8 protein-coding genes are annotated in these 12,582 nt (G+C 47.5%); 7 read left to right on the top strand and 1 reads right to left on the bottom strand.

What is annotated here, in order from left to right:
* Positions 1-70 precede the first annotated feature (70 nt).
* From P304_RS0102145 to gyrB, 5 genes are all read left to right on the top strand, one after another.
* A complete protein-coding gene (locus P304_RS0102145) occupies positions 71-433 on the top strand; it encodes a response regulator (RefSeq protein WP_034763786.1) in 363 nt (120 codons plus the stop codon).
* Positions 434-442: 9 nt separating this feature from the next.
* Positions 443-1,084, top strand: a complete 642-nt coding sequence (locus tag P304_RS0102140; RefSeq protein WP_027389196.1) for a chemotaxis protein CheC — start codon at positions 443-445, stop codon at positions 1,082-1,084.
* On the top strand, positions 1,077-2,042 hold the full coding sequence (locus P304_RS13580) for a sensor domain-containing diguanylate cyclase (RefSeq protein ID WP_051321324.1): 966 nt from the start codon (positions 1,077-1,079) through the stop codon (positions 2,040-2,042). The genes P304_RS0102140 and P304_RS13580 overlap by 8 nt, the downstream gene beginning before the upstream one ends.
* A complete protein-coding gene (locus P304_RS13575) occupies positions 2,039-3,724 on the top strand; it encodes a chemotaxis protein CheA (protein ID WP_051321323.1) in 1,686 nt (561 codons plus the stop codon). Before P304_RS13580 ends, P304_RS13575 begins: the two co-directional genes overlap by 4 nt.
* An 83-nt stretch (positions 3,725-3,807) precedes the next feature.
* Positions 3,808-6,225, top strand: a complete 2,418-nt coding sequence (gene gyrB / locus P304_RS0102125; RefSeq protein WP_027389195.1) for a DNA topoisomerase (ATP-hydrolyzing) subunit B — start codon at positions 3,808-3,810, stop codon at positions 6,223-6,225.
* Positions 6,226-6,275: 50 nt separating this feature from the next.
* Here the strand turns inward: gyrB and P304_RS0102120 are convergent, their stop codons facing one another.
* Complete coding sequence (locus tag P304_RS0102120; protein WP_027389194.1) at positions 6,276-7,514, bottom strand: EAL and HDOD domain-containing protein; 1,239 nt, start codon at positions 7,512-7,514, stop codon at positions 6,276-6,278.
* 231 nt (positions 7,515-7,745) lie between these two features.
* Here P304_RS0102120 and P304_RS0102115 point away from each other — a divergent pair, with 231 nt between their 5' ends.
* Together P304_RS0102115 and P304_RS0102110 are read left to right on the top strand one after the other, a co-directional pair.
* The gene (locus P304_RS0102115) at positions 7,746-10,646 is read left to right on the top strand and encodes an anaerobic glycerol-3-phosphate dehydrogenase subunit C (protein ID WP_027389193.1); all 2,901 of its coding nucleotides are present in this window, start codon (positions 7,746-7,748) and stop codon (positions 10,644-10,646) included.
* A gap of 95 nt (positions 10,647-10,741) precedes the next feature.
* Complete coding sequence (locus P304_RS0102110; RefSeq protein WP_027389192.1) at positions 10,742-12,553, top strand: methyl-accepting chemotaxis protein; 1,812 nt, start codon at positions 10,742-10,744, stop codon at positions 12,551-12,553.
* The last annotated feature ends 29 nt before the right edge of the window (positions 12,554-12,582 follow it).

Genomic DNA, 12,582 nt, shown 5'->3' with positions numbered 1-12,582 from the left:
AGGGCCGTGAATTATAGAGATATCCTGATAGAGGTTTGATGCGTCATCTCTACCCATCCAAGGAAAAATAATGGCTAAAATCTTAATCGTTGATGACTCCATTGTGGCACGCATGAGCCTTAAAAGTGCCATCCCGAAAGATCAGGGGCACGAAATTACCGAAGCAAAAGATGGCGCTTCGGCGCTGGAAACCTTTCGCCAGATTTCCCCTGACGTGACATTTCTCGACTTGACCATGCCAGACATGAATGGTCTTGATGTTCTGCATGAAATCATGCAAGAACATCCTACCGCGAACGTAATAGTGGTAACTGCAGATATACAAAAGCGTGTGACCGAACGGGCGATGCAACTTGGCGCATTTGCTCTGCTCAAGAAGCCACCGGTCAAGGAGAGTGTTCAAGACGCCTTGCGACAAGTGCTGGCGCAGTAGGAGGCTACGATGGACGCAGAGAAAAGCTACTTAAATGAAATAGAGCGGGATGTTCTGCAAGAAATTATGAATATCTCTTTTGGGCAAGCGGCTGCCGGAATTTCAGATGTTATTGATCAGCATGTCACGCTGACGGTGCCTGTCATTCAGGTCATCCCATTTGCAGAGGTATTCCGCTGCATTCGCAAAGAAATACCCGATGTCAATGATATGAGTATGATTACGCAGTTTTTCAGTGGTAAGTTTAGCGGCTCAAGCCTGCTTCTCTTTCCCCATGGCGAAGGGAAGAAGCTTCTGCGGTTATTTGACAGCAGCAACACCATTATCGCAGATTATCCTGATGTCGATGTGCTTGAAAAAGAGGGATTGATTGAAGTAAGTAATATCGTCATCGGGGCATGTATCAGTAAAATTGCTGAGTTGCTGGATGATGTTGTGACGTATTCGCCACCCCGTTTTTTTGTGAAAGATCAAATTCACACATCGCTGAATTCTGCTTTTGAAGTGCAGAATTCGTATGCGATTTATTTTAAGACGGTTTTTCACCTCGAACACTTTAATGCAAGCGGATACCTCTTTTTAATCAGCAACGATATTACGTTAGACTGGCTTAAAAAAGCTATCGCCAGCTATTTGGAAAAATATGCTTGAGCACCAACAGATTTTTGCCACCATCAGTATGGGTATCGTCGTCTTAGATCGCGAAATGCGGGTTACGACGTGGAACCGTTGGATGACGATGCATAGTTGCATTCGCGAAGAGGATATTGTCGGGAAAGAGATCTATGAATTTTATCCCGAATTAAAAACCGCCGCGTTTAAGCGTTTTGTGCAAAGTGTATTTCAGTTCGGCAATTATTCTACTTTTTCGCAAAAACTTCACCACTACCTGATTCCAATGAAAAATCCTCATGGTTCTGCCGAATATCTTCCTGCTATGCAGCAGAATTGCACGGCGGGGCCGATTCGTGATGAGAGCGGGGTCATCACACGGATCTTTATTACCATTCAGGACGCAACTGACTACGTCATGTACGAACACCGACTGATTGAAATGAGCAAACTCGATCATCTGACGAGGCTTTACAACCGAAGTCATCTTGATTCTTGTCTTGCCGCAGAAATTGCCAGAGCGCGCCGGTTTGGTAAATCAATCTGCCTGTTTATGATCGATATTGACCATTTCAAGGTGGTCAACGATACCCACGGTCATTTATGTGGTGATTATGTTTTGCGCGAAATGGCGACCATCTTACAGCAAGCGGTGCGCATTGTGGATATTGTTGGGCGGTATGGGGGCGAAGAGTTTTGTTGTATTTTGCCAGAAACATCGGCTGAGAATGCTTTTATATTGGCAGAACGGCTTCGTTCCGCGATTGAATGTGCGATCATTACCTATAATGATATTCATCTGCGCATTACGGTTAGTATAGGTGTTGCCGAATATTCAGGGAGTACAGAGAACACCTTGGAAATGTTGATCGGTGTGGCAGACGATGCCCTCTATCTCGCGAAACGCCAGGGGCGCAACCGTGTTGTGGTGGGAAATATATCGCCGAAGTTTCATGCTGATGCCTCCAATAAAAATCCGTTGGTTTCGCAAGAATGATGGACGAACAAGCGGAGCTACGATATGCGTTCAGCGTAGAAGTTGGCGAGCTGCTTGAAGAAATTGAAAATGCCTTGCAATGCCTGCAGGACGATCACGCTAATAGCGAAGCACTGAATCAACTTTTTCGTGCGGTGCATACGTTAAAAGGATCCGCCGCGATTATGGGTTTTGCGCTCTTAGAAGAGCTGTGTCACAGTGTTGAATATCTCCTTGTTTCCCTGCGGCAGAAATCGGTATGTCTGACCGTTCCTTTTACCCTCTTGCTGGTTGAATTTCATCAACTCGCCATTCCGTTAATCAATGCATTATTGGATACTCCTGAACTATCAGACGCTGCACTGCTGCAAAAGTACGACGACGTCGTGCGGCGCATTCAGGAATACAGTGTGCCGATGCACGACGTTGCCAACAAGAACACGATAATCGCCACCCTTTCTGAAGATGAAATGGCGGGATTTGATATGGATAGCCCGCCGATTGTTGCTCCCTCTCGCCCCAATGCGGAACATGCGTATGCGGTGCTGAATCAGGAAAAACGGCTTATTCGCGTTGATGCGCTGCGGCTTGATGAACTAATCGACCTCTCCGCCGAAATGGTAACCGCTACCGCTATGCTTGAATCGCTTCTGCGTGAGCAGCGTAATCAGCGCGCTTTGGAAGGGGTAGGGATCATTTCACTCTTGGCGAAGCAGGTACAAGAAAAGACGATGTCGTTTCGAATGGTTCCAATTCATACCTTATTTCGCCGTTTCCCACGCATTGTGCAGTCCACAGCAGCGGAGCTTGGCAAGGAAGTACAGCTCCATTTTCATGGAGGCGAGACGGAGCTGGAAAAAAATGTCGCCGATAAACTCTACGACCCACTGTTGCATATGATTCGCAATGCGCTCGATCATGGACTGGAACTGCCACAGGAAAGAAAAACGTCAGGAAAACAAACACAAGGGATCATCCGTTTACATGCTGCGCAAGAAGCGGGCTACGTGATCATTTCGTTGCGCGACGATGGACGGGGCATTCAGCGCGAGCGGATTGTGGCAAGTGCCGTGCAAAAAGGGCTGATTGCATCGCCAGAAGGGGCACTCAGCGATCGAGAAGTGCTCGATATACTCTGCTTGCAAGGATTTTCGACGACCGAAGTCGCCAGTAAGTTATCTGGCCGCGGTGTTGGGATGGATGTCGTGCGCGCCACCATTAGCGCGTTGCGCGGGCACTTGGAACTTGCCAGTGAACCGCAGAGCGGCACGTGCTTTACCATCCGCATTCCGCTTTCGCTCTCTGTGGTCGACGCATTTTTGGTTGGCGTTGGCACCACAAAAATTGTAATCCCGATAGCGCAGATTCAAGAAACTATAGCAATATCTCCCGCTGAAGAACGAAAAATGAAAGAAATCGGGTATACGAACCTGCGCGGCGCTGTGCTCCCCTGTATGCGCCTTCGTGGACTGCTACATGTCGAATATTCAGCCGCCGAAGCGGATCAGTACATTATTGTTGTGCGCCATTCCGGTAGACAGATTGGTTTGCTGGTACAATATCTCTACGGGGAAGTGAAAGCTGTGGTCAAACCGCTAGGAAAATTCTATCAGGATGTTCCGTATTTTGCTGGTGCGACGATTCTCCCTGACGGCAGCATAGCTTTTGTGCTTGAGGTGAGTGCGGTTGTTATAGAAGAGTAACTCTGTGAATTCATTGAAAAAGCACGGTGATTTTGTTATACTCAGCGCTTCAGAATTCTACAAATTCCTCAAGGGGCTCACGCATGTCTCAGGCCGAAAGTAACAACAATCCTCAACTCTATAATGCCGACAATATTAAAGTGCTGGAAGGGCTTGATGCCGTTCGTAAACGTCCCGGAATGTATATCGGATCAACCGGCCCGGCTGGCTTGCATCACCTTGTGTATGAAGTGGTTGATAACTCCATTGACGAAGCGCTTGCCGGACATTGTAACCGAGTTGAAGTAATTATTCACACTGATAATAGTGTCACGGTTATTGATAACGGGCGTGGTATCCCAACCGAAATGCACAAAGGGCAAAATCGTTCGGCGGCGGAAGTCGTTATGACGGTGCTGCACGCGGGCGGGAAGTTCGACAACTCTTCGTATAAGGTTTCTGGTGGTTTGCATGGAGTTGGTATTTCTGTTGTGAACGCCCTTTCGGCTGAACTTGAATTGGAAATTAAACGAGGTGGAAAAATCCACCGTCAAACATACCATCGGGGCGCACCCGAAATGCCTCTGGCTGTTATTGGTGACACGAAGAGCACCGGAACAAAAATCCGTTTTCTCCCAGATCATGAAATTTTTGAAACGCTTGAATTTAGTTTTGATATTTTATCCAATCGCTTGCGTGAACTCGCGTTTTTAAATGCGGGCATTACGATTGTTGTCACGGATGAGCGGATTGAAAAATCGCATGAGTTTTTCTATGAGGGGGGCGTTCGGACATTCGTGACGTTTCTCAATAAAAATAAAGCGACTTTGCACCCCGATCCGATTTTTATCACTGGTGAGAAAAGCGATATTGTGGTCGAAATTGCGCTGCAATATAACGACACCTACTCTGAAACGATTTTCTCCTATGCCAATAACATCAATACCGTCGATGGTGGTACTCACCTGATCGGTTTTAAAACAGCACTGACTCGTTGTGTCAATTCCTACCTGCAAAAAACGACGATTAAAGGCGTCGAAAAGATGGCATTGACGGGCGAGGATATCCGTGAGGGATTGACGGCCGTTGTCAGTGTTAAAATTCCAGACCCACAGTTTGAAGGGCAAACCAAAGGGAAGCTTGGAACGACGGAAGCCAAAAGTGTGGTTGAATCAATTTTTGGTGAAAAGTTCTCTGAATTTCTTGAGGAAAACCCCGACGTTGCGAAGCAGGTAATCAGCAAATCCGTGAGTGCCGCACGGGCTCGCGAGGCAGCCCGCAAAGCGCGCGAACTTACACGTCGCAAAGGGGTTTTAGAAAGCAACTCGTTGCCTGGCAAGCTGGCTGACTGTTCCGAAAAAGATCCGGCGCTCAGTGAGATTTACTTTGTAGAAGGTGACTCGGCAGGAGGTTCTGCCAAGCAAGGGCGTGACCGTCGGACGCAGGCGATTTTGCCGCTCAAAGGGAAAATCCTGAACGTCGAAAAAGCGCGTTTCGATAAAATGCTCACTTCAGATGAAATTAAATACATCATCACGGCGCTGGGAACGGGTATTGGCAAAGATGACTTTGATATTAACCGTATCCGCTATCATAAAATCATCATTATGACGGACGCCGATATTGATGGCGCGCATATCATGACCCTTTTGCTCACGTTCTTCTTCCGTCAAATGCGCGAAGTTATTGAGCGTGGGTATCTCTATCTGGCGCAGCCGCCACTGTTTAAGATTCAAAAAGGGAAAAAAGAGGTTTATGTCAAAACAGAGCGTGAACTTCACGAATACCTGATTGATCTGGCACTCGATAATGTCGTGTTTGAGCGTGAAGGAAAACAATTTACACCAGATGATATGAAGGAATTTCTCCGCTTGATTACTGAGTCGGAGCGGCTGTTGCATATCTATCGCAAAAAAGGGTTTGAAATTTTCTTCATCAAAGAATTAGCCAAAAATGCCGTAGCGGTTGAAACTGAACTACGTGACATTAAGGCCGCCGAAGAAGTGGTGCAGAGTTGTGTGCAGCGGTATGGGCATGCGGCAGAAAACTTTGCGATCTCATTTAATGATGACACCTCTTCTTTCGATATCGCCTATACCAGTCGTGATCTCGGGGTCGAATCGACGGTGGTTATGAACAACAAAGTGGTGTCGAGTGTAGAAGTTCGCAAGCTGAGCCAGATTTACCAAAAACTGCGTCGCACCATGGGGCGGAGCCCATTTACGATTCTTGATGGTGAGCGCGAAGTGGAGTTGGGCTCGTATCTCAAGTTTAAGGACTATATTATCAATCGTGGTAAAAAAGGGATTAACCTCTCCCGTTATAAAGGTCTGGGGGAAATGAACCCTGATCAATTGTGGGAAACAACGATGAATCCCGATGCCCGTACGTTGCTGCAAATTACAATTGACGACCTGGTCGAAGCTGATGGCGCCTTCACGGTGCTGATGGGCGATGCGGTAGAACCACGGCGTGATTTTATTTACGAAAATGCGCTTCGGGTACGCAATCTCGACGTATAAAGGGGCAACAGTAGAACGGGCGGGGGAATCGAAATCCTCGCCCGTTTTTATTAGCTTGCGAGTATCGCATCTGCCCAAATATAGCTTTTCAACACAATCTCATTCAGCGCTTTCGCTGGTATGAGAAGATTTTCCATAATTCCATCTGCTGCCGCAAAATCCTCCTTTTCATAGAAAATAATCGCCTGCAGCATGAGGCCCAGAGTCCCTTCGCCTTGCAATACGGCCTGACAAATCTTTTCATGGGCTTTGATGTTTTCCAAAACTTGTGCTTTGGGGACGTTAAGGATAACGTCGACTAAAGAGAGCATGCCGACAAAAAATGCACTGTCGGCAGTATTGCGATATTTCCCGTCTTCATACATTTCCATCAGTGATTCCATGATTTTCGCACGAACCAAAGCGGTAATCAGCGCTGGATGGCGTTTGCCATTCGGGGTAGCTGAGCAGGCAATCACTGTCAACCAACTCACTAATTTTTTTCGGCCAAGTAATGTAAGGGCATGTTGAATGGAACGGATTGCTTGTCGTAAACCAAAAGCGCCACTGTTCATGAAGTTGACTAAAGAAAGCGAAAGTTCTGGCGACTGTTCGAATATCTTCACAATAGCACCGGTATCGGTATCATCACTGTTGAGCATGGCGATAATATTCAGCACCTTCGTCAGCGATGGGTCGACCGTCTCTTTGCTGAGCAATTGTGGTTGCGCAAAGAAATACCCCTGAAAGTAGTGAAAGCCAATTTGCTTGCATGCCGCAAACTCTTGAATGCTTTCAACCTTTTCCGCGACCATCTTACACCCCAGTTTTTTCTGGAAATTCGCCGCTAAGAGTTTAATGCGCTGCATGCTGTTTTTGCGTAAGTCTACTTTGATGTAGGAAACATAACGGAAGAGTGGTGAAAAATTCTTGATATACCACTCTTCAAAAACAAACTCGCTGAGGGCAAAAACGTGCCCTTCGCTGTGGAGCGAGGCGATGCAAGCGATCAGTTCGGGGGTGACTTGTGTAGAACCGAGAATTTCAAAGATAAAATTTTTCTTCGGGAATAACGTGCCATAATTGCGCAGAAAAAAAGTGTGGTCGACATTGATAAAGCCAAGGTGTGTCCCTAACAGGTCTTCACGAGTGTAGGTTCCCAATGTGTTGCGAATGAGCAGCTCATTGACGGCGTCATGATCCGTGATCATCCGATTCATCCCTTGCGATTGGCGAAAAAGAATTTCATATGCATGAATGGTATTGGTTTCATCCAAAATCGGCTGACGTGCCAAGTAGTGTTGCGCCATTGTGGTAACCCCCGTACCTATTTCAACGAAGTAAAGAAAATTGGTGCAATACTAACACACGTAAATCTCAAATGAATCGCTGTAAATGTAAAATTATTAATGCGAAAAAAGGTGCATGGGGAAACGTTTCGAATGGCGTTACAATCACTTCGCGGTTGAGTTTCTACGAACGAGGGGATAGAATTGACTGTTCAATATGTACAATGAAAATTCCTACTGGATGGAGAGTGCATGGATACAAATCTCATAGCCGAAGAGCTCAACAGCCTGATTCAGGGTGATGTATATTTCGATCAAGCCACGCGCTGTCTTTTCTCTACCGATGCTTCAATTTACCAAGTAATGCCGCTCGGGGTTGTTTACCCCAAAGATGATGTCGATATTCAACATGTGCTCCGTTTTGCGACACAAAAAGGGATTCAGATTCACGCTCGTGGTGCTGGAAGTGCCATTGGCGGACAAAGTTTGGGTTGTGGCATTGTGTTGGATTTCCTGAAGTATCGTCACGCTATTCTTGAAATCAACCGTGCGGGATACGCGTGGGTTGAACCCGGTGTGCGGTACGCGGATTTAAATAAAGCGGCCAAGCAGTACGGTTTGTACTTTCCGCCAGATCCTTCAAGCGGCAATTACTGCACAGTTGGCGGGATGATCGCCAATAATACCAGTGGTGCGCATTCGATCAAATATGGCATCACCGGCGAGTATGTTGAAGAACTCGAAGTCGTGCTGCATAACGGTGAAAAAATTCATCTGAAACCACGGCCAGTCGATTCGATAGAAATGCAATCAATTCTGACGGCGAATACGCTGGAAGCGGCAATTTATCGCGGTGTCATGGCCACGATCGAAGAATGCCGTGATTTGATTGCCATCGGGTATCCTGATATTCGCTATAACGTGTGCGGCTATAATTTACGCGGCGTGTACCAAGATGGAGTCATCAATCTGGTTCCTCTGATTGTCGGGAGTGAAGGGACGCTGGCAACAATCGTCCGTGCAAAAATCCGCTTGAACCCTATTCCGAAACACACGGTGCTTGGTATGGCAATGTTTCGCGACATTGCATCAAGTGGCGAAGCGACGGTGATTGCCGTCAACTCTGGTGCTGCAGCGGTCGAAATTCTTGATAGTTCACTCGTCAAAAAAGCGCGGGCGGTTGATCCGGTGCTGGATAAAAACCTTCCCGCAGAGCTCGATAACGTTTTAATGATCGAATTTGATGGCGACGATTTGGGTGAATGCGAAGCCCTGCTCGAAGCGGTACGCAAAGAGATCATGGAAACGAATACCTACGCGTTCCGCTTTGATAGCGCACGCACGCCACAAGAACAGGAGTCGTTATGGGCAATCCGCAAGGCGGCGGTTCCGTTGGCGAACAAGCTGAAGGGTGACGCGAAGGCGATCGGGTTTGTCGAAGATGCGGCGGTTCCACTGCACAATCTTGTCGAATACTACCGTGAAGTGTATGAATGTTCCGCACGACATGGCGTTGAGTTTTCCGTCTATGGCCATGCCGGCAAAGGGCTTTTGCACGTCCGGCCTATTCTGAATATGAAAAAGCCCGAGGATATTGCGAAGTTCCGCAAAATATCGCAGGAGCTTTTCCGTGTTGTCGAGCGCTTAAATGGAACGCCATGTGGCGAACATGGTGATGGCCGTGTCCGGTCACGGTATATCAAGTGCCTTTACCCGAATCTTTTTCCTTACTTCTTAAAAATTAAAGATATTTTTGATCCGAAACATTTACTGAATCCTGACGTAAAAACAAATCCTGACGATGAAGCCGACACCCGCAATCTGCGCTACGGTGCCGAGTACCGTCCCGTGGTGGACACGAAACGGACGGTACTGCATTGGGCAGAAGAGGGTGCCGATTACCAGGCCCAAATTGAAATGTGCCACGGCTGTTCGACGTGTATGACGGTCGACACGGTGGTGACGATGTGCCCGATGTACAAACTGAAGCGGGACGAAAAAGCAGCCCCCAAAGCCAAAGCCAACATGCTGCGCCATCTGATTCAGGGGAACCTAGACCCCGCAACCTTTCCGTATTCGGCGGAAGCCAAAGAAATCATGGATCAATGTATTACCTGCCAAAGCTGCTATCATGAGTGCGTTTCCAACGTCAATATTCCGAAACTGATGCTGGAAGCGAAAGCCCGCTACGTGGCTCGGAATGGACAGACGTTTCAGAATAAAGTACTGACGGCGGTGGAACGGACGGCGCGGCTCAACAGTTCATTGGCGTCTCTTGTCAATCCGCTCTTGAAAACAACACTGATGCGCACCGTTATGGATGCCACGGTCGGTGTGGCTAAAGAGCGCTCGCCATTAATCTTTCATAAGGAAACGGCGGTGAAGTATGCCAGTACGCGTAGCCATTTGGCGAATCCGATACGTAAAGTTGTCTACTTCACCGGATGTGCCGCCAATTATATGCAGACTGACGTTGCCAAGGCTGCCATTCGGGTGTTGGAGCATAATAACATTCACGTCGAAGTTCCAGAGCAACACTGCTGCGGACTGCCAAAGCTCTCCAATGGGAGTGCGAAAGAAGCGCGGTACGATGTCATTTCAAATGCGGGAATTTTTGCCTATTATGTCAAAAAAGGGTACGACATTATTACGACCTGTACCTCGTGTAATTTAAGTCTGAAAGAAGAATGGCTCTATACAACTGAAAATGACGACACGCATTTGGTGGCGCGCAATACGTGGCACATTTCAGAATATCTCCTGAAGCTTGCCGAAGAAAATCTCCTAAAAACCGATTTTTCGTACACCATGCCTGAGCGGGTTACCAGTTTTTCGTATCACACCCCTTGCCATTTGAAAGTGCAAAAAATTCGTTCGACCAGCGTCGATTTACTGCGCATGGTTCCAGGCTTACAATTCCATGTTCTGCAAGCCGGGTGTTGTGGTATGAGTGGAAGTTGGGGAATGAAAAAGCAAAATTATGCGACATCGGTCGCCATCGGGAAGAATCTTGGGGAAACTATCGCAGCAATTGGCACCGATGGTATCACCGACTGTCCTACCTGCCGCATGCAGATACAAGATTTAGCACGTGGCAAAGATGGGCATCATCCAATACAAATTTTAGCCTCAGCCTACGGTTTGAAGAGCTAAGTAGACGTGCTTTCCATTGATTTTTTTTCATGAATAAGAGTAGTATCTATTTCTTATGTATTCTGGTTTTTAGTCGGTACGTTTGAGGAGGTGGTATGTTTAATTCACTCGGCTCGCGCATTCAGTTAGGTGTCGGAATCGGTTTTGTGCTGATGACTCTGGTTTTTATCTTTGTCGCACGTGGTGAAATTGAGGCTATTGCCGAAGAAATGTTGGTTGACCGTGCTCGTGCCATAACGGCAATGGCGGAAAACTCGCGGAACTATATCGGCGATCTGCGTGGAAAGTATAACGCCTTTAATGACGAAAGGCTTTTTGGCGAACTGGAAAAAGTCAAGCATCTCCCTTTTGAAGCCAAGATGAAAGAGCTGCGCCAAATGGGTGCCTATTATACCATTCCTATTGTGGCCGGGTGGCGTGTCGCGATGGATGCCGCTGAAAAGGGCGGCTACACCTTCCGCGTACCCAAATTTCAGGCACGTAATCCGGTGAATGAGCCCAATGCTTTTGAAGCGGAAATGATTCGCGAAATCCAAAATAAACGTTTACCAGAGCTGTACCGTTTCAATCGCGAGACGAATACGCTGAACTACATGATGCCGATTGTAATGAATCAGTCTTGTATGTTGTGTCACGGCGTAAAAGCTGATGATCCTGATGGCGACGGCATTGACCCACTCGGATTTACCATGGAAGGGTGGAAAATTGGCGATGTTCATGGTGCCTACGAAGTTATTATGAAACTTGAGCCGATGCAGTCCGCCGTCTTGTCTGCCACGATGAAATCGATTGGTGTGGCGCTTGTGATGTTGATCGGGATGGGGATTTTCATGGTGGTTTTCCTTAGAAATGCCTTGACGAATAAAATCAACACGGTTGTTGAAATTCTGAGCGCCGCATCGCATAAAGACTTCTCAAAACGGGCTCCTGAAGGTGGAAACGATGAGATTGGCGTTCTGACACGCGCGATCAATACAACCTTCGATCAAATTGGCGACTCTTTCGGGACTATTACGAATGCAAGCTCACATGTGGCACGCGCGGCATCAGAATTGAACGAAAACACGGCGATGATGGCCGAAGGTGCCAATGAGTTATCGGATGCAGTCGCACAAATTGCCAGCGCTGCCGAAGAGATGAGTTCGACAGTTATTGAAATATCACGCCTGATTTCTGAAAGTGCAGACCAAGCGAATGAAGCCAACACCATTGCTTCTGACGGACAACGAGTGGTAGCCAATGCGGTTGGCGAGATCAATTCGGTGAAGGATGCCAGTGTAGAACTGACACAAATGATCGACCAGTTGAATAAGAGTGCCAGCGAAATTGGGCAAATTATTCAGGTCATTAACGAAGTCAGCGACCAAACAAATCTGCTGGCACTGAACGCCGCGATTGAAGCCGCTCGTGCTGGTGAGCATGGACGGGGGTTTGCGGTTGTCGCCGATGAAGTTCGCAAACTGGCCGAAAAAACACAAAATGCGACCAAAGAGGTGGCGGATAAAATCCGATCCATTCAGGATGGAGCCGCACGTACCAATAAAACGATGACGGCGACTCAGTCGCGCGTTGACCGTGGTTCGGAACTAGCAACGCAGGCGGCCGAAGCACTGCAAACAATTGTCAATGTCGTGAAGTCGCTCAATGATCAATTCCAGCAAGTGGCCGCTGCCAGCGAAGAGCAATCGATCACTACTGGTGAAATTGCCAAAAGCATTGAGAATGTAAAAAATGTTGCCGAAACGACGGCAAGTAGTGCAGAAGAGTCGGCGCAGTCTATTGATAACCTTTCCCGCCAAGCCGTCGAAATGAGCAATACGGTTAGTGAGTTCCGCTTTACGCAGAAAGGCAATACCGGACTTGCTCTCCCTGCAGGCAAAGGATACAAAGGGAAACACAACCGCTAACATCACAGTTACCAACCCCCAGCGTGTCG

This window comes from Chrysiogenes arsenatis DSM 11915 (assembly GCF_000469585.1).
GTDB lineage: Bacteria > Chrysiogenota > Chrysiogenetes > Chrysiogenales > Chrysiogenaceae > Chrysiogenes > Chrysiogenes arsenatis.
This window is presented reverse-complemented; position numbering and strand designations above follow the sequence as displayed.